Here is an 18,741-nt window from a genome sequence, read left to right on the forward strand (position 1 = left end):
GCGCAGAGTATAACACAAACTGCCAATTGGTATATGCTTTGTTCTATTTTTGGATAGAATTTAGCCCAAATAAGCTCTGCGTACGTTCTGCTTGCGCAAATTATAGATGAATTTACACGATTTCAAATAAAAAATCGGAAAAAATCAGTAATAAATTCTGTCTTTATAACTCATCAAAAGCATCAATTGCCTCAGATAATTTTTTTACACCATGTATTTGCATGCCTTCAATGCCGCCTTTTGGCATATTAGCCGCTGGAACAATCGCTTTTTTAAAACCATGCTTATAAGCTTCCATTAAACGCTCTTGCCCACTTGGCACTGGACGGATCTCGCCAGCAAGGCCTATTTCGCCAAACACAACAACGTCCTTTGGTAATGGTCGATCTTTAAAGCTAGATAACAGTGCAATAATTAATGCCAAATCCGCACTCGTTTCAGCCACTTTAACGCCACCGACCACGTTAACAAAAACATCTTGATCTGCCATTTGCAAACCTCCATGCTTATGCAATACCGCAAGCAACATCGACAATCGATTTTGATCTAAACCCACTGATACACGTCTCGGATTTGAAAGTTGAGAATAATCAACCAACGCTTGTATTTCGACAAGCAATGGACGAGTCCCCTCCCATACCACCATTACTGAACTACCAGAGGTTTCTTCTTCACCACGAGATAAGAAAATCGCAGACGGATTACTCACCTCTTTCAGCCCTTGTCCGGTCATGGCAAAAACCCCGAGCTCATTCACCGCACCAAAACGGTTTTTATGACTGCGAAGCGTTCTAAAACGACTATCAGCGCTACCGTCAAGTAATACAGAGCAATCAATAATATGCTCTAACACTTTAGGCCCAGCTAAAGTGCCATCTTTGGTTACATGACCTACTAAGAAAATAGCCACATTATTTTGTTTTGCATATCGAGTTAAGGCGGTTGCTGACTCACGGACTTGTGCGACACTGCCTGGTGATGATTGAACATCCGCTACGTGCATAACCTGAATTGAATCAATAACCATGATCTTAGGTTGCTCTTTTTCAGCGACCTGACAAATCTTATCGATATTGGTTTCAGATAACATTTTTAAGTTATCTTTTGGCAACCCAAGACGGGAAGCGCGCATCGCTACCTGCTGCAACGATTCTTCACCAGTAACATACAACGTTGGCATTTCTGCCGCCAAACGACACATGGTTTGCAAAAGTAAAGTAGATTTACCAGCACCAGGATTACCACCAATCAAAATGGCAGCACCAGGAACAATGCCACCACCTAAAACACGATCGAACTCTTTAAATGAGCTACTAAATCGAGGAACTTCTTGTAGATTAATACTCGATAACGTTTGTACTTCGGAATCTATCGCTGACCCTGCATAGCCACCTCCAGACAGGCGTTCATTTCGAGCCACCTGTGGAGAAGCGGCCAATCTAACCTCTGTAATCGTGTTCCATGCCCCACAAGCATTACACTGGCCTTGCCAACGAGGAAAGTCTGCTCCACAATCATTACAAACATAGGCGCGTTTTGCTTTTGCCATATATCACCGACATATAAATAGTTAAAGTGATGGGTATTACTATTTAACGTATAGTGTTAAATATTTTAGCAACTCTGCCGATAACCCCATTAGATTGTTATTACTGTACCAGAAATCATGCAGCAAGAAGAATATCAAAGCTACGTTGAACAACTTATCCCTGTATTTGGCGAACCAGATTTTGAATTGGTTTGTAACCAAGTCATGTCTCATGAACACGCATCAATTCATTTAATCGTCAAAATTGAGTTGAAGCGTATCATGACGCCTTGTAAAAAAAGCATTGATTTACGTGGGAGAGTAAAAGGACAATGCCATCAATACGAACTTGATGGCTATACTCATTGGTTAGATGATGTCGCCATAAATACCTACCATAAAAGCATTGAACGCTATGGCAGCTATACCGAAGGTGTATGGGAAGCATTAACCAATACACGAAATAATTTTCGCGTTTTACATAAAAATAAAGAACTGATTTCAGCATCTGAAGATAAAAACGAGGAAGGTTTATTTAAAACCAAACTAATCCGTTTTGGCCATTATCTAACACGAAGCGAAAACCGTTTACGCATGTCAACGCAAGTTACCGTACTTCTACCAAATGGCAATCTAATTCATGGTACGAGTAGCGATCTTTCCTCTTCTGGTGCCAGAATCAAGGTTCCTGCCGCTTTCGAATATGGTTTAGGTCAAATTATTCAAGTTAGCTTTCCTACTCTTGCAAAAGAAACTGGCATTAAAGATCTTAATGGTGATTTCCCATATCGAATTCTTGGTATTCATGACAGTGAAGAAAGTGACAGTTATCGTTGGTTGCGCCTTAAAATGGAAGCTAACCACGATGTTATCGCTATCGCCATTGATGAAAAACTAAATAAAAATAAACGTCGAACTCTACACGACCAAAAAGATCAAGTTGTCCGCGCACGAACGCAAGGGTACGAGCACTGTTTTTTACGTCATACCACTAACATCCCGTTATTCTTCTCTGGTGATACTTTAAAATATGCCATCCTTACCGATCATAATGAATCCCTTTGGAAGCACTGGCATGACGAAAAGAACCAACCTGTAATCAATCACCTGTTTAAAGCTGAACGTATGCAGTTTTTAACCAAGCCAGGGTTAAAAGCCAGTCGAACACATTTTTACAGTTTTAAACATGATCATGAAGATAGAGAACTTTTCTATTCAATGATGTCTTCAGAAGGGACTCAGCAAGAACGCCAACTATTCTGGCATATTGGTGCTAAGCGAAAGAGCTGGAAGGTGATCCGCCTTTCTCTTTTTGAACTAGAAAAAGGAGACAAAGAACGTCTGCTTACCGTTGCTCCTGAGATGGAGGGCGTACTTTCAACTCTAACGCACATGGGGATCTTAACTGAGATCAGCTTGCCAGAAACACAGAAAGATTATCTCTTAACAGATAAACCCGTGCTTGCGCCTAAAGAATTAAATCCATATCGTCATGCCACGGCACCCATTAGCCAAGCGCATGCACTTTATTTTGATTCAGCTCCTCGTCGAACAGAGCCTAGGTTTAACTATCAAACTCTCGTGACCTTACATCACCCTCAACTTGGGGATGTGACAGGAAGAACATTAGACATATCAATAAATGGACTGTCTATTCAATTAGATAAAGCGGTACAACTGACAAAAAAATCAGACGTAAAAGTAACATTTAATGATTTGCAGAGTTTAGATAAAAATACGCCACTAAGTCGTATTGGATACCATGTATTAAAAGTCGCTTCTAATGGTATTAATATCCAACTCCATATTGAAGACAGCTTAAAAACCCAAAAAAGCAAAGCATTTTTAAGCCGCTTAATCGAGCATAATATTGAAAGATTACCTATGGATTATGAGCAACTTCCATCCATGGAGATGCTGAAAATTATGCATCAATTATTGCTTAATAAACTAACGACAACACCTTTTTTTATCGAAAAAGATAACCATAAAATTAAGACTCGTTGTATTGGGGTTAACTTCCCTCTCAACCGCCTAAATAAGATTTGGCAGCATTTAGGGGATGAAAACACCCTCAATTTAGAGCCTATTTTTAAAACAAGGGTACGTCAATTGCTGGTTGAACCATTAAAAACACCCGCAAATAAACGTTCGCATCATCACGAAATCTACCTTGCTGTTGTGATTAAAGATGGGAAGATCAAATCTGTTTTCACTCGCATGCTGCAGGAATTCAGTTCATATAACGATCGCTTAACTTTTATAAAGAAAGCAAAAGAACATGGTGAATTTTTAGCAATCAGAGTGACTACCACAGCGGTTAAAAATCCATTATCAACCACATCAGAGAGTGAGTTGAGTCAACTTGCACAGCATGCGATTCACTATGCTAGAGCACTTGAAAATGAATTATCAAGTATTGTCGGCTGTGGTGAAATCGCAGATATTACTGATGAAGTATTAATTCGATTAGAGTTAGGGTAACTCGATGTAATTTAAATTTAATAAAGCCGATAATACATAGGCTTTATTATTTGCTTATGTTTACCAGCTCAATTTCTTATTCAACAATAAAGAAACTGACAATATACAAGCAACGCCACCTAAATCAGCATGACGAACCGCCGCTTGAGCTTTTTGCTGAACTTTAGGTTTCGCATGATAAGCAATCCCAAGACCTGCGGCTTCCATCATGACCAAATCATTCGCACCATCACCAACAGCAACGGTATTGCTTATCTCAATATCATACTTATCAGCTAATTCGACTAAAATTTCAGCTTTAGTTTCAGCACTGACAATGTCACCTAGCACTTTCCCTGTTAGTTTACCCTCTACGATTTCTAACTGATTTGACTGTGCGTGAACTAAGCTTAATTCCTCTTTAAGATAATCAGAAAAATAAGTGAAACCACCAGAAGCTATTGCTGCTTTCCAACCGTATTGTTGCATAGTAGCGATCAATTCTCTGACTTCTGGCATGAAAGGCAACTCTGATTTTACTTTAGCTAAAATCGCTTCATCAGCTCCGGCTAGGGTTCCTACTCGCTGAATTAAGCTCTCTTTAAAATCAAGCTCTCCTTGCATTGCGCGCTCGGTTACTTCTGAAACTTGTTTTCCAACACCAGCTAATTTAGCGATTTCATCAATGCACTCAATTTCTATTGCTGTTGAATCCATATCAAATAAGATAATTCCAGGCTTTGATAAATCAGGAATATCTTTAACTTCAGCGTAATCTAACTCTAGTGCATCAAGAATCGTTTTATGTTCAGGCGTCATTTCACCTGCCATCGCTGCGACATCATAATGCCCAACTTTCCAAGTCGCGAGTACTAAAGTTTGCTCGCCAATAAAGAAGTCAATATCTTGAAAGTGATGTTGCGATAAATGGGGACTATATACAATCCACCCAGTCTGCTTTAGATCCAACTGGGTGGTTTCTCGGGTTGATGAGAAACGCTTTAATAGGGGTATATTTTTCTTAATTGAGAATGGGGTTATCATATCCATGATTCGTATCCTTACTAATCCTATCTCAAAAATACCGATTGCAGAGCAGATGAGCAAGAGCCAAACGACATAAACTGCTATTTTTCTGTAAATTGAGTATAATTCCCTCATTCTAATTTGCGTGGTGATCTCGATGCTTTCTCAAAATTTTATTGTAAAAAGCCTAATGCTAATTTCCCTTCTTGCATTCAGTTACTTTATCTTAATCAACAGTACCGTTATCAGTGACAATAACCAAATTATACAAAATAAGCAGCTGCAAGATCTTAGTCGTACTATGGTACGCCAAGCTGCTCTCTTTTCTGTTGAGAATATAAAACAAGATAATCACGAAGGTTTACTGCAACTGGCTAATAATTTAGCCACAGAACCTCTCGTATTTGATGCAACAATATACGATGCAGAAGGTGGGATCCTAGCCAAAAGTGATAATGCGCTGACCGCTTCACAAATTACAGGGTTAAATACACCACTCTCTATAGATGGTATTGGACGCCAACAATTAATCGAACCGATAATCAAAGAAGATCGTTTACTTGGCTTTCTTCGAGTCACCTTTGAGAAGTCGACACTGACAGGGTTTGCTAATCACCATTACCGTAAAAGCGATCGCTTAATGTTTGGTATGTTAGTAATCAGTTTAGTTTCAGGGATGATGATTATGGCTTTATTACGAAAAAGGGAGCGTTCGAGTAAACCGGTTACCACATTATTTGGTGGTAAAGCATAAAAAGAAAGGCGATGAAGTTACCCTCATCGCCTTTTTATTTCTAAATATTTTTTGTTACGCGTATTACTACTTGTCGCCAAGCAGTACTGAATCAAGTGCAATTAGCATCATTTCATCAAATGTTGTTGCTCGTTCATCAGAGGTTGTTTGCTCGCCAGTCTTAATATGATCCGATACGGTACAAATCGCTAATGCTTTTGCGCCATACTCCGCAGCCACGCCGTACATGCCCGCCGCTTCCATCTCTACGCCTACGATGCCGTATTTATCCATTAGATCAAACATGCTTGGATCTGGTGTGTAGAACAACTCAGCAGAGAAAAGGTTACCTACTTTTACATCGATGCCACGCGCTTGAGCCGCTAGCTCTGCATTACGAACCATTTCATAATCAGCAATTGCTGCAAAGTCATGATCTTTAAAACGGATGCGGTTCACTTTTGAATCAGTACATGCACCCATACCAATAACTACATCACGTAACTTAATGCCTTCATTAACCGCACCACAACTACCAACACGGATAACTTTCTTAACGCCGAAATCTTTCACTAACTCTGTCATGTAGATTGAGCATGATGGGATACCCATACCGTGGCCCATAACAGAAATCTTACGGCCTTTATAAGTACCTGTAAAACCGTACATATTGCGAACATCACATACTTGCACTACATCATCAAGGAATGTCTCAGCAATGTATTTTGCGCGGATTGGGTCACCAGGCATCAGTACTACGTCTGCAAAATCACCCATTTCAGCATTAATATGTGGAGTAGCCATAATTTATATCCTTGCTTATTTAACTTTAAATAGAAAAAAGCAGTAGAGAGAGCTCTACTGCTTATTATTTTTTATAGGAACGATTTACCATATTCCATATCAGAGGTTTCAAAGTACTCTGCTAAGGTTTGACCAATATCTGCAAAGGTATCACGACGGCCTAATGAACCCGCTGGTACTTTATGACCATAAACAATGACTGGAATATGCTCACGAGTATGATCCGTACCTGGCCATGTTGGATCACAACCGTGATCAGCCGTTAAAATAAGAATATCGTCTTCTTGCAGCATATCCATGATTTCAGGAAGGCGACCATCAAAGTACTCTAACGCAGCTGCATAACCTGCAACGTCACGACGGTGGCCATACGCTGAATCGAAATCTACGAAATTTGTAAATACGATGGTGTTATCACCTGCTGTTTCAATTGCGTCTTTAGTCGCATCAAACAGCGCAGGAATACCTGTCGCTTTAGTTTTCTTAGTAATACCGCAGCCAGCATAGATATCAGAGATCTTACCAATTGAGTGAACTTGTCCGCCTTTTTCATCCACTAATTTTTGTAAAACAGTCGCAGCTGGTGGCTCAAGAGATAAGTCACGACGGTTACCCGTACGTTCAAATTGACCTTTACCAGGGCCAATAAATGGACGAGCGATCACTCGACCAATATTATAATCTTCAAGCTCTTCACGCGCGATTTGGCATAATGCTAATAAGTTATCTAAACCAAATGTCTCTTCATGGCAGGCAATTTGGAATACGGAATCGGCAGAGGTATAGAAAATAGGCATGCCTGTTTTCATATGCTCTTCGCCCAAGTCATCAAGCACTTGTGTGCCCGATGCATGGCAGTTACCTAGGTAACCAGAAAGATTTGCACGAGCAAGAATGCGATCAGTCAGTTCTTTAGGGAAGCTGTTTGTTTTATCAGAAAAGTAACCCCAATCAAACAATACAGGTACGCCAGCAATTTCCCAGTGACCAGAAGGCGTATCTTTACCTGAAGACAATTCGGCAGCATGACCGTAAGCACCAATGATCTCAGCGTTCGCGTCTAAACCTGCGGCAAATTGACCTGTAGACTCTTTACCCGCCATCGCTAAACCAAGCTTAGAAAGGTTTGGAAGCGTTAAAGGGCCTTTACGATTACTGTTGTCAGCTAGGCCTTTATCACACTGCTCAGCAATATGACCCATCGTATCTGAACCTACGTCGCCAAACTTCTCAGCGTCGCCTGCGGCACCAATACCAAATGAATCAAGTACTAAAATTATTGCACGTTTCATGTTTTCTTCCTTACACGTCTTCAGGGCGAATTTTGCGATAAACTTCCGGAGTCATTTCTGGTTGTTCTTCACTAATCACAACGGCTGCTTTTACCGCATCCGCTGCTTGTTGCCATTGTTCTTCATTACGAGCGTGAATCATTGCTAATGGTTGCTCTGTATCAGCAGTTTGGCCTAGACGGATCATATCACTTAAACCAACCGCATAATCAATAGTATCCGTTGCAACACGACGACCGCCGCCCATGCCCACTACAGCCATACCTAAGTCGCGAGTATCCATCGCATTAACAATACCCGCTTTATCAGCAAATACAGGTTTAATGATTTGTGCGCTTTCTAAATGATTATCGTAATTTTCAATAATGTCACTTGGCCCACCAAGGCCAAACACCATTTTACCAAAGCATTCTGCCGCTTTACCATTATCTAGTACAGATTGTAGTTTAGCACGCGCTTCTTGCTCATCTTTTGCTAAGTTAGCAATAACTAACATTTCAGCACACAACGCCATCGTAACTTCGTATAAGCGAGGATTACGGTATTCACCCGTTAGGAAACGAATCGCTTCACGTACTTCTAATGCGTTACCCGCTGTCGAGGCAAGCACTTGGTTCATATCTGTTAATAATGCCGTTGTCTTGGTTCCAGCCCCATTAGCTACTGCTACAATTGATTTTGCTAGTTCTTCTGACGCTTCGTAAGTTGGCATAAATGCACCAGAACCCACTTTAACATCCATAACTAACGAGTCTAAACCCGCGGCTAATTTCTTAGACAAAATAGAGGCTGTAATTAATGAAATATTATCAACCGTTGCCGTTACATCACGAGTTGCATATACACGCTTATCAGCCGGTGCTAAATCACCCGTTTGACCAATAATTGCTACACCCGCTTCTTTAGTCACTTTACCAAAAATCTCATTGCTTGGCATAATGTTGTAACCAGCAATTGACTCTAGCTTATCTAGCGTACCACCAGTATGACCTAAACCACGGCCAGAGATCATAGGAACATAACCGCCACATGCTGCCACCATTGGGCCAAGCATCAATGAGGTTACATCACCTACACCACCAGTAGAATGCTTATCAACGATTGGACCATCAAAGTTCATGTGGCTCCAATCAATCACCATTCCTGAATCACGCATAGCGCACGTTAATGCGATACGTTCAGGCATTGTCATTTCATTAAAGTAAACCGCCATGGCAAATGCGGCGATTTGACCTTCAGATACCGTATTTTTTGCAACACCTTGAATGAAAAAGTTAATTTCTTCTGTTGTTAGTACTTTATTGTCACGCTTTCTGCGAATAATCTCTTGTGGTAGATACATTAGTGCCTCCCCAATCTTGGTTGGGTAATTAATATAGGTAGGGTTGAGGTAGGTGAGGCGGTAATGCCTCACCTAAGTCGATTTATTTTTAGCTATAAATCAAGTAACGAGAAACTAGTAAGCTGATGGATCAGCTGTTTCTTCTGTTACTTCTAATGTATTTAGTAGATTAGTCAGTAGGCTTGATGCACCAAAACGGTAGTGCATGTTATCAGCCCAATCGCCACCTAAGATATCATCAGCCATTGCTAGGTATGCTTGTGCATCTTCAGCAGTACGAACGCCGCCAGCAGGCTTAAAGCCAACTGTTTTCGCTACGCCCATATCACGAATAACTTCTAGCATCATGCGAGCGTATTCTGGTGTTGCATTAACAGGCACTTTACCTGTTGATGTTTTAATAAAGTTAGCGCCTGCTTCAATACAGATTTGAGATGCTTTCTTAATTAACGCTTCTTCTTTTAGCTCACCCGTTTCGATGATCACTTTAAGAAGAACATCACCACACGCTTCTTTACACTGCTTAACTAGCTCAAAACCAACCGTTTCATCACCTGCGATAAGCGCACGGTATGGGAATACCACGTCAACTTCATCAGCACCATAAGCCACAGCAGCTTTAGTTTCTGCAACTGCGATAGCGATATCGTCATTACCGTGTGGGAAGTTAGTTACTGTTGCGATACGCACTTCTGGTGTGCCTTGCTCGCGCAGCGTTTTCTTAGCGATAGGAACGAAACGTGGGTAAATACAAACTGCTGCGGTATTGCCTACTGCTGTTTTTGCATTTTTACAAAGTGCAATTACTGCTTCGTCTGTATCATTATCGTTAAGCGTCGTTAAATCCATTAATTGTAATGCACGTAGTGCCGCTGCTTTTAAATCGCTCATTGTTATCTCCAAAATAGAATAAATTCTTTGATAGTTTTGCTGTTCATATATTAAGTTCAACAGCAAATGAGCGGACTTGATTCCTTGAAGACTTGAGCGCATAACGCTCAATCAATATCCATTTTGCCGCCAGTACTTACTTCAATAGTATGAATGAGTACCGCTCTAACGTCTCATCATGAGACACCGTTGAAACATGGTTCATTTTACCAATACTTGTTCAGTGGCACTAGTGAAACCATGTTTCCATAGAAAGACACTGAGATTATGAAAAGAAACGTTCAACAATCCATTGGTAGCCGACAGCACCGGCGTAAACACCGACGATTCCCATCACTCCAGAAAGAACTGGTGGCGCTGGAATAGGCAGCTTAATTGCAGAGAAAACAACTCCAACAATCAAACCCGCGAACATAGATAGTAAAACTTCATTCATAATTGACTCTCATTTTTTAGGTTGTGTGTGCATTAACTATAGTTTAGACCATAGTTTATTTTTTTAACCTAGCAGTTCTTCTCTCTTTTATTATGGATTCATTATATCAATATAATTTAGCTTGATTGTTTTCGTGTGGTAACGCAATCGGTTTGCATCTCAATCTTTTTTACACAAAATATGTGAAATAACGTCATATTTTCATCACACTTATTACTTAAATAACAGACATAAAAAAACCCGCAATAAGTGCGGGTTTTTGTGATTATCTGCTCTGCTCTATAAGATTATAGAGATAGGAATAGACCTGCGATTGTTGCTGACATTAGGTTTGATAATGTACCAGCAGCAACAGCTTTCATACCCATCTTAGCGATGTCATGACGACGTGCTGGTGCAAGGCTACCAAGACCGCCAAGTAGAATCGCTACAGAAGAAAGGTTTGCGAAGCCACATAGTGCGAATGAAATGATTGCTTTCGTTTTCTCAGAAAGAACAATTTCAGCGCCTTCAGCTAGGTACGGTGCAAAGTTTAAGTATGCAACGAATTCGTTAACTACCAGTTTTTGACCAAGGAATGAACCTGCAATTGTCGCTTCTTCCCACGGCACACCGATAAGGAATGCAAGTGGAGCAAAGATGTAACCAAGAATAAGCTCTAGCGTGATTTCTGGCATACCGAACCAACCACCAACGCCACCTAAGATACCGTTGATAAGCGCGATAAGGCCGATGAAAGCAAGAAGCATTGCACCTACGTTTAACGCAAGTTGCATACCTGTTGCAGCACCTGCCGCAGCAGCATCGATTACGTTAGCTGGCTTGTCTTCGCCTTCGTTATCAAGTGCGTCAAGTTGATCAATTGGTGTTTCAGTTTCTGGTTTGATGATTTTAGCAAACAGAAGACCACCAGGTGCAGCCATGAATGATGCTGCGATTAGGTATTCTAGAGGCACGCCCATAGAAGCATAACCAGCAAGTACACCACCAGCAACAGAGGCTAGACCACCACACATTACTGCAAATAGCTCAGATTGAGTCATTTTTGGAACAAACGGACGCACAACTAGAGGCGCTTCAGTTTGACCAACAAAGATGTTAGCTGTAGCAGATAGTGATTCCGCACGAGATGTGCCAAGCGCTTTCTGTAGAGCACCACCTAGGAAGTTAATCACGATTTGCATGATACCTAGGTAGTAAAGAACCGCTGTTAATGAAGCGAAGAATACGATTACAGGAAGTACGCGTAGTGCGAATACGAAACCGCCGCCACCAAATACTTCAAACATTTTACCTGATACTAGGCCACCGAATAAAAACTCGATACCTTGGTTACCATAGTTGATTACGTTCGCAACGGCTTCAGATGCACCGTAAAGTACATCACGACCCACAGGTACATAAAGTACAAATGCGCCTAGGAAGAATTGGATAGCAAATGCACCACCCACAGTACGTAAATTAATTGCTTTGCGGTTGTCAGAAAGAAGTACAGCTATACCTAGCAGTACCACGATCCCAACCAAACTCATTAGCAGGCTCATAGTTAAAGTTTTCCCTAAATTTATTGTTGGCGTGTTTCAAATTAGCGGGGGCGATTATACTCATTGAACCACCAATAAAGTAATGCTGTCGTCACATATTCGCGGCTGATACATGCTTTGTTCATTCATAATTGTGATCATTATCACTAAGAGGTTTCTAAATAATCATCAATTACACCTAAAGAAATGACTAATAACTCAAATCCCAAACAAAGAGGTGGTATTTTTATAAACAGTTTCCGAAATCGTTTGCATTGACTCTTTTCTAATCAAAGCCAAGTGTTTGCATACTTTTTGTACTTTATCTGGCGTGTTTTTTTGTCCTTGAAAACCAAATAGTGGCATGTCTGGAGCGTCAGTTTCTAGTAAAATTTTATCTAAAGGCAATTGTGAAACCACCATTTTGGTCTTCTTAGCTCTTTCGTAACTGATCACGCCACCGACACCAATATAGAAACCTAATTCAATAAATTGATTCGCCTGCTGCAAGCTACCACTAAAGCCATGAATAACCCCGCCTCTCTCTGGCTTAATTTCTCTCAACAGCTTTACTACCATATCGTGGCTTTTACGGCTGTGAATAATTAAAGGAAGTTGATGCTTTTTTGCCAATAAACACTGCTGGCGAAAAACAGAGATTTGTATTTCCTTATCATTGTCTTGATGCCAAAAATCCAATCCACATTCACCAATCGCTACACACTTATTATTTTCTTCATCAAGCAACGCAGCTAAACTTTCTAACTCTTTTTCATAGTTTGATGTAATAAATAATGGGTGAATGCCTAATGCGTAATAAATACCATCAAACTGTTTGGATAAACCATTCACTTGATTCCAATTTGATTGATTCACACTAGGGACAATGAATGTTGTTACTCCTCTGTCTTTTGCCATTTGTAAATACAAGGCTTCGTTACCTTTAAAAGGTGCAAAATCAAAATGACAGTGTGAATCAATGAATCGGAAAGCCATTACTCTTCTTCTTTTTTATAAGGGACACAACTGCGTTTATTTTCAGGCGTTAACCCTAGCGACTTACACCAATCATCGTATTTCTTAATCCATAACTTAATCAGTTTCAGCACCCTCGCCTTCCTTATCATTAATTACCGTCATTATCTCTATACTATAGATACAAAAACGGAGTCCGTTAAGACTCCGTTTCTATTTATTTGATTACAACTAGATTAGTGCTCACGAGTCGCTCTGAATTGAACCTCAGGGAAACGCTCAGACGCTAAATTCAAATTAACCATCGTTGGGGCAATGTACGTTAAGTTATTACCACCATCTAACGCTAGGTTACTTTGGTTTTTACGCTGGAAGTCATCCATGATTTTGCCATCAGTACATTCAACCCAACGAGCAGTTGCTACACTGATGCCTTCATAAATAGCTTCAACGTTATATTCAGATTTTAAACGAGATACGACCACATCAAACTGAAGTACACCAACCGCACCAACGATCAAATCATTGTTTTGAAGTGGACGGAATACTTGTACCGCGCCTTCTTCAGAAAGTTGAACAAGACCTTTAAGCAGTTGCTTTTGCTTTAGTGGATCTTTTAGGCGAATACGACGGAACAATTCAGGGGCAAAGTTTGGAATACCTGAGAATTTTAAGCTCTCACCTTGTGTAAACGTATCGCCGATTTGAATGGTCCCGTGGTTGTGTAAACCAATGATATCACCCGCATACGCCGTCTCAGCACGAGAACGATCGCCCGCCATGAAAGTTACCGCATCAGAAATACTAACACTCTTACCTGTACGCACGTGATTCATTTTCATGCTTTGAGTATAAGTACCCGACACAATACGCATGAAAGCGATACGGTCACGGTGCTTAGGATCCATGTTTGCTTGGATCTTAAATACAAAGCCTGAGAACTTATCTTCTGTTGCTTCAACTGGACGTTCTACTGCTTCACGTGTTTGTGGTGCAGGAGCCCAATCAGTTAAGCCTTCTAGCATGTGATCAACACCAAAGTTACCTAATGCGGTACCAAAATATACTGGCGTTAATTCACCGGCAAGGAAAAGCTCAAGATCAAATTCAGGGCAAGCACCCATTACTAACTCTAGCTCTTCACGAACATTCGCAGCTAGCTCAGCACCAACAGCTACATCTAACTCTGGGTTATCTAAACCTTTAATAGTACGAACTTCTTGAATTTCATGACCATGGCCTGATGCGTATAAGATCGTTTCATCGCGGTGGATGTGGTAAACACCTTTAAATTCTTTACCACAACCAATCGGCCATGAAATAGGTGCACAAGCCATTCCTAGCTCGCTTTCTACTTCATCAAGCACTTCCATTGGGTCACGTACTTCACGGTCTAATTTGTTCATAAACGTAACGATAGGTGTATCACGTAGGCGTGTTACTTCCATCAATTTACGAGTACGATCTTCGACACCTTTAGCGGCATCGATAACCATTAGACATGAATCTACAGCCGTTAGTGTACGGTAAGTATCTTCAGAGAAATCTTCGTGTCCAGGAGTATCAAGAAGGTTAACAAGACAACCATTAAATGGAAATTGCATTACCGACGTAGTTACCGAGATACCACGTTCTTTTTCCATTTCCATCCAGTCTGATTTTGCGTGCTGGTTTGAACCACGACCTTTTACCGTACCCGCTTTTTGAATCGCGTTTCCGAATAATAATACTTTTTCAGTAATGGTTGTTTTACCCGCATCCGGGTGAGAAATGATGGCAAAAGTCCTACGCTTTTGAATTTCTTGAAGAAAAATACTCATTCAGTGCTCTTAATTGGTTTTATGTACACAAGTATGTACTCAATTTGAATCATACTTATGAATCGGGCTTCATACAAAGAAGCAAATATGATGTAATTTTAAAGGAATTGTACCGATCTAGCCAGTGATACAGGAATAAACCTGCCATTAGTATAATAAGCTATTAATAGAAGATTAAGCCCTCGAACACCTACCACGTTACCTGAAATAGTTTCATTAACTATTAAACTTATTAATTTATCATTACTAAAAATAGATATTTAGAAGGAAAATAAAAAGGCTCGATAAACCATATCGAGCCTAGTACATGACATATCTAGTTTTACAGTAAAAATAGCATCATTAATTAAGTTTATTAACTAATGCTTTGAACTCATCAAGCTCATTCTTTGTTACCTTTTTTTCAGATAAAAGCCAATCACTGCATTCCTTGTGGCTTATACACATAAAAGATCCCATAAGAAGTTGCCCCCAATTTTGAGATATAATGATGTCATCACGTGTTGGTGACATATCTCCTACTTGAACCATCCATTTGCTATATGAAATCGCAGTTTTAATTTGAGAGAAGCCTTGAGAAGTAAATGCAGTATCATAAATACTGAACATCACCTTTCCTTGACATGCTTCATTACCTTTACCGCAAGCAGATAGATCAGCCTGATACTGCTGCAAAGCCGCATCATTGAATGCACCTGATTGGTTAATTTTTTCGACATCTACCATATTTAAATTTGCAGAAGGCAAAACAGATGGAGAGCAACCTGTCATCAAAGAGGCGAGAAAAAATGAAACTAAAGCTTTATTGTTAATCATATCAATACGTTACCATCAATAAAGAAACATTATATCCCCACAAGTGACATATTCCAATTATCGTTTTCTAAAATCCACCAACAAACGTATCGACAAAGCCCTTAAATTTCTCAGTTAAGCGGCCTACAATCTTTTTACGTTGCAGTATGGTTGGTTTACTCTCAAGCGTTGCTGCAAAGTCATCACGCAGTGGCATAACTTCACTCGTTTCATATCGACTGACTAAACTCTCTAACTTACCTTGATTAAGCTTTTCTTCTATTGCCATTTTCTCTAGTGCTAATCGCTTCTCTTTTTCCCAAAAGAACTCAAACTCTTCTTCAACATCAGCGTGAGCAGGTATTCCATCAAGATGCTCATTCATGAACTTTTCTATTAATTCTTTCTTACTAAGTAACGTTGGGTCAGTACTTACTAGATTCGCAATGACTTGACGTTTTTTCTCTTTAGCTTCTTCACTGTCTGCACCATGCAATTCACGCAATAGATGAAGTATGTAGGCCACATTAATTTCATCACGATGTAGTAGCTCTAATTCAAAATCGACATCATCTAAAATAGACACTTTTTCTTTGATTGAGCTTTCACGGATTTGACGGTTTAAATCAGCGTACTTACTAATGAAGTCTTGGAACTCTTGCTCATCCATTCCTGTTGATGCCATATCAAAGTCAGCAAAATTACTCAGCATATTTTTTAACTGAAGAAGTTTACGAAATTGAAGTACAAACAACTTTTGAGCCTCTTCATCTGGTAAATCATCGACAGAATCAGGCGTTGGTGTAATTGCCATTAATGCTTGATGAGCCTTATCAAAATCAGCCAATAGTTCATCATAAGGTGGCGTTTCAATTATTTCTTTTGGTTGCTTATTAGAAAACAACGTAAACGCCTCATCAGCGGCTTTTTTAAGGTTTCGGAAACATACGACATTACCATGGGACTTTTTCTCGTCTAGCAGACGGTTAGGGCGTGAAAACGCCTGAATTAACCCATGGTGTTTTAAATTTTTATCGACATATAAGGTATTAAGGCACTTTGCATCAAAACCCGTTAAAAACATATTCACTACTAAAAGAATATCTATCTCTTTTTCTTTCACTCGCTTGGCTATGTTCTTGTAATAATCGTAAAACGAATCGCTGTCTTTAGTGCTATAGCTTGAACCAAACGTTTGATTGTAATCAGCGATAAAAGAATCTAACTTATCCCTACTATGTAACTTAGCTGTTTGCCCCTCATTAAGATACTTTGCTGCTCTTTCTTTTATCTGCTCACCATCAAGATTGCCTAGCTCAAACTCTTGCTCTTCATTGGCCTCGTAGCTAAAAATGGTCGCAATATTTAGCTTATGCTTGCCCTCTTCTTTCTTCTTAGCGAACAGCTCATAATATTGAATCAACTCAGGGATACCTGCGACACAAAACATGGCGTTATAAGTACGACTGTGAGTTTTACGGCTATGGTTCGCTATGATGTAATCTGTGATTTTTTCTAAACGTTCAGGTGATGACAATAGCTCTTTGGTATCAATGTCTTCTACATCAATATCAATGTTATTTTTTGACCCTGTTTTGTATTGATAACGACCCACGTATTCAATCGCAAACTTCAATACATTTTGATCTCGTATTGCATCGACAATCACATAGGCGTGCAAACGTTCATCAAATAAATCTTTGGTTGTTTTCTTAACCGATTTTTTAGCAACGGCATTATCAACAAAGATTGGCGTTCCAGTAAAACCAAACAACTGAGCGCCATTAAAGAAAGCGGTAATATTTTGGTGCGTATCTCCAAATTGGCTTCGATGACACTCATCAAAAATAAACACCACTCGTTTATCTTTTAATGGTTCCATTTCTTTTAGGTAGCGTGATTTGGTTACTACGTTATTCAGTTTTTGTAATGTCGTAACAACTAATTTTGGATTACGGCTTTCATTGATTTTTTTCCCTTTCATTGGTTTATCAATTAATTGATGAAAGAGCATATTTGTATTATCAGTGCTATCCACACACCCTTTAGAGAAGGCATTAAATTCTAAGGCGGTTTGATAATCTAAATCTTTTCTGTCCACCACAAACACAACTTTATCCACTTCTGAAAGTGTCGTCATGATTTGGGCGGCTTTGAATGAGGTTAAGGTTTTCCCTGAGCCTGTGGTATGCCAGATATAACCGTTCTTAGTGGTGGCTTTTACTTGATTGACTATCGCCTCTACCGCGTAGAACTGATAAGGGCGTAGCACCATTAAACATTTTTCCGTTTCATTTAATACAATGTATTTACTTAGCATCGCGGTTAAATGCTTAGGTTGTAAAAATGCCTGACTGAAATCAGACAATTTACTAATACGTTTATTGTCTACGTCTGTCCAATCAAAGGTTTGTTTAGCTGACATTTCACTGTTGTTAGCGAAGTACTGAGTATTAACCCCATTAGAAATAACAAACAATTGAATAAAATTAAGCAAGCCATGGTTAGCATGATAGGAATGCAGTTGATAACGTTTTACTTGGTTAAAAGCTTCTTTAAGCTCAATACCTCGACGCTTCAGCTCTATCTGAATTAACGGTAAGCCATTAACTAAAATAGTGACGTCATAGCGGTTGGTATATACGCCTTTAACCGTAATTTGCTGTGCAACTTGGAATGTATTTTTACTTACATCATTACACAACAAGGTTAAATGGCGGCTATCGCCATTATCTAAAGAAACATCCAACTGATCACGTAAGGTTTTTGCTTTGGTAAAAATATTACCTTTTTCTAGTTTATTTAATACTTGCTTAAATTCACTGTCAGATAGTGAGCAATCGTTCACCTTCTCTAGCTGTTTTTTTAAGTTTGATTCTAGTGCTGCATTGTCTTTTAATGCCACTACCTCAAACCCTTGCATACTCAATTGGACAATTAAATTGTCTTCTAATTGTTGTTCACTTTGATAAGCCATAACTGTCGTACATCTCTTTTTCAACCGCTAAACTAAGCACAAATAGCACTGCGCCAGTTCAAATTTAATAATAAATAAGTTGCTAAAATCGTCAGAGTAAATTATATTTCTCTGCAATATGACCCCTATCGGTATA

15 protein-coding genes are annotated in these 18,741 nt (G+C 39.6%); 2 read left to right on the top strand and 13 right to left on the bottom strand.

Annotation, left to right across the window (positions count from 1 at the left end; genetic code table 11):
* Positions 1-163: 163 nt before the first annotated feature.
* Complete coding sequence (gene radA, locus PVK70_RS01330; protein WP_130046841.1) at positions 164-1,549, bottom strand: DNA repair protein RadA; 1,386 nt, start codon at positions 1,547-1,549, stop codon at positions 164-166.
* A gap of 117 nt (positions 1,550-1,666) precedes the next feature.
* Here radA and PVK70_RS01335 point away from each other — a divergent pair, with 117 nt between their 5' ends.
* The gene (locus tag PVK70_RS01335; RefSeq protein ID WP_130046842.1) at positions 1,667-4,012 is read left to right on the top strand and encodes a PilZ domain-containing protein; all 2,346 of its coding nucleotides are present in this window, start codon (positions 1,667-1,669) and stop codon (positions 4,010-4,012) included.
* A gap of 60 nt (positions 4,013-4,072) precedes the next feature.
* On the opposite strand, the gene serB is transcribed toward PVK70_RS01335, so the two are convergent.
* Positions 4,073-5,041 carry a phosphoserine phosphatase gene (gene serB / locus PVK70_RS01340; protein ID WP_165367119.1) on the bottom strand — a complete coding sequence of 323 codons (969 nt, stop codon included), beginning with the start codon at positions 5,039-5,041 and terminating at the stop codon, positions 4,073-4,075.
* 133 nt (positions 5,042-5,174) lie between these two features.
* Between serB and PVK70_RS01345 the strand changes: the two genes are divergently transcribed.
* Positions 5,175-5,771, top strand: coding sequence for a YtjB family periplasmic protein (locus tag PVK70_RS01345; protein ID WP_130044280.1), 597 nt, complete (start codon positions 5,175-5,177; stop codon positions 5,769-5,771).
* Between the two features lie 66 nt (positions 5,772-5,837).
* Here the strand turns inward: PVK70_RS01345 and deoD are convergent, their stop codons facing one another.
* From deoD to PVK70_RS01400, 11 genes are all read right to left on the bottom strand, one after another.
* Entirely contained in the window at positions 5,838-6,554 is a 717-nt protein-coding gene (gene deoD, locus PVK70_RS01350; protein WP_060992425.1) for a purine-nucleoside phosphorylase, read from the bottom strand.
* A 71-nt stretch (positions 6,555-6,625) separates the two neighbouring features.
* The gene (locus PVK70_RS01355; RefSeq protein WP_130046843.1) at positions 6,626-7,846 is read right to left on the bottom strand and encodes a phosphopentomutase; all 1,221 of its coding nucleotides are present in this window, start codon (positions 7,844-7,846) and stop codon (positions 6,626-6,628) included.
* A 10-nt stretch (positions 7,847-7,856) separates the two neighbouring features.
* The gene (deoA, locus tag PVK70_RS01360) at positions 7,857-9,188 is read right to left on the bottom strand and encodes a thymidine phosphorylase (protein WP_130046844.1); all 1,332 of its coding nucleotides are present in this window, start codon (positions 9,186-9,188) and stop codon (positions 7,857-7,859) included.
* 114 nt (positions 9,189-9,302) lie between these two features.
* Entirely contained in the window at positions 9,303-10,079 is a 777-nt protein-coding gene (gene deoC / locus PVK70_RS01365; RefSeq protein ID WP_130044283.1) for a deoxyribose-phosphate aldolase, read from the bottom strand.
* A gap of 265 nt (positions 10,080-10,344) precedes the next feature.
* Positions 10,345-10,515 (bottom strand): XapX domain-containing protein, encoded by a 171-nt coding sequence (locus PVK70_RS01370; RefSeq protein WP_005417708.1) that lies wholly within the window; start codon positions 10,513-10,515, stop codon positions 10,345-10,347.
* 287 nt (positions 10,516-10,802) lie between these two features.
* Positions 10,803-12,059 (bottom strand): NupC/NupG family nucleoside CNT transporter, encoded by a 1,257-nt coding sequence (locus tag PVK70_RS01375; protein ID WP_130046845.1) that lies wholly within the window; start codon positions 12,057-12,059, stop codon positions 10,803-10,805.
* A gap of 198 nt (positions 12,060-12,257) precedes the next feature.
* Positions 12,258-13,034: a TatD family hydrolase gene (locus PVK70_RS01380; RefSeq protein WP_130046846.1), complete on the bottom strand. Its 777-nt coding sequence runs from the start codon at positions 13,032-13,034 to the stop codon at positions 12,258-12,260.
* Positions 13,034-13,147 carry a DUF5363 family protein gene (locus tag PVK70_RS01385; protein WP_130044286.1) on the bottom strand — a complete coding sequence of 38 codons (114 nt, stop codon included), beginning with the start codon at positions 13,145-13,147 and terminating at the stop codon, positions 13,034-13,036. Before PVK70_RS01385 ends, PVK70_RS01380 begins: the two co-directional genes overlap by 1 nt.
* Positions 13,148-13,249: 102 nt before the next feature.
* Positions 13,250-14,833, bottom strand: coding sequence for a peptide chain release factor 3 (prfC, locus tag PVK70_RS01390; protein ID WP_130046847.1), 1,584 nt, complete (start codon positions 14,831-14,833; stop codon positions 13,250-13,252).
* A gap of 342 nt (positions 14,834-15,175) precedes the next feature.
* On the bottom strand, positions 15,176-15,649 hold the full coding sequence (locus PVK70_RS01395) for a hypothetical protein (protein ID WP_130046848.1): 474 nt from the start codon (positions 15,647-15,649) through the stop codon (positions 15,176-15,178).
* Between the two features lie 67 nt (positions 15,650-15,716).
* The gene (locus PVK70_RS01400) at positions 15,717-18,605 is read right to left on the bottom strand and encodes a type I restriction endonuclease subunit R (protein ID WP_130046849.1); all 2,889 of its coding nucleotides are present in this window, start codon (positions 18,603-18,605) and stop codon (positions 15,717-15,719) included.
* Between the last annotated feature and the right edge of the window lie 136 nt (positions 18,606-18,741).

Source organism: Aliivibrio sp. A6, assembly GCF_028765505.1.
In the GTDB taxonomy this organism is placed as follows: domain Bacteria; phylum Pseudomonadota; class Gammaproteobacteria; order Enterobacterales; family Vibrionaceae; genus Aliivibrio; species Aliivibrio finisterrensis_A.

Excerpts from the sequence above, each read along its gene's own strand:
- radA (WP_130046841.1), bottom strand. The coding sequence starts at position 1,549 with ATGGCAAAAGCAAAACGCGCCTATGTTTGTAATGATTGTGGAGCAGAC.
- PVK70_RS01335 (WP_130046842.1), top strand. The coding sequence starts at position 1,667 with ATGCAGCAAGAAGAATATCAAAGCTACGTTGAACAACTTATCCCTGTA.
- serB (WP_165367119.1), bottom strand. The coding sequence starts at position 5,041 with ATGGATATGATAACCCCATTCTCAATTAAGAAAAATATACCCCTATTA.
- PVK70_RS01345 (WP_130044280.1), top strand. The coding sequence starts at position 5,175 with ATGCTTTCTCAAAATTTTATTGTAAAAAGCCTAATGCTAATTTCCCTT.
- deoD (WP_060992425.1), bottom strand. The coding sequence starts at position 6,554 with ATGGCTACTCCACATATTAATGCTGAAATGGGTGATTTTGCAGACGTA.
- PVK70_RS01355 (WP_130046843.1), bottom strand. The coding sequence starts at position 7,846 with ATGAAACGTGCAATAATTTTAGTACTTGATTCATTTGGTATTGGTGCC.
- deoA (WP_130046844.1), bottom strand. The coding sequence starts at position 9,188 with ATGTATCTACCACAAGAGATTATTCGCAGAAAGCGTGACAATAAAGTA.
- deoC (WP_130044283.1), bottom strand. The coding sequence starts at position 10,079 with ATGAGCGATTTAAAAGCAGCGGCACTACGTGCATTACAATTAATGGAT.
- PVK70_RS01370 (WP_005417708.1), bottom strand. The coding sequence starts at position 10,515 with ATGAATGAAGTTTTACTATCTATGTTCGCGGGTTTGATTGTTGGAGTT.
- PVK70_RS01375 (WP_130046845.1), bottom strand. The coding sequence starts at position 12,059 with ATGAGCCTGCTAATGAGTTTGGTTGGGATCGTGGTACTGCTAGGTATA.
- PVK70_RS01380 (WP_130046846.1), bottom strand. The coding sequence starts at position 13,034 with ATGGCTTTCCGATTCATTGATTCACACTGTCATTTTGATTTTGCACCT.
- prfC (WP_130046847.1), bottom strand. The coding sequence starts at position 14,833 with ATGAGTATTTTTCTTCAAGAAATTCAAAAGCGTAGGACTTTTGCCATC.
- PVK70_RS01395 (WP_130046848.1), bottom strand. The coding sequence starts at position 15,649 with ATGATTAACAATAAAGCTTTAGTTTCATTTTTTCTCGCCTCTTTGATG.
- PVK70_RS01400 (WP_130046849.1), bottom strand. The coding sequence starts at position 18,605 with ATGGCTTATCAAAGTGAACAACAATTAGAAGACAATTTAATTGTCCAA.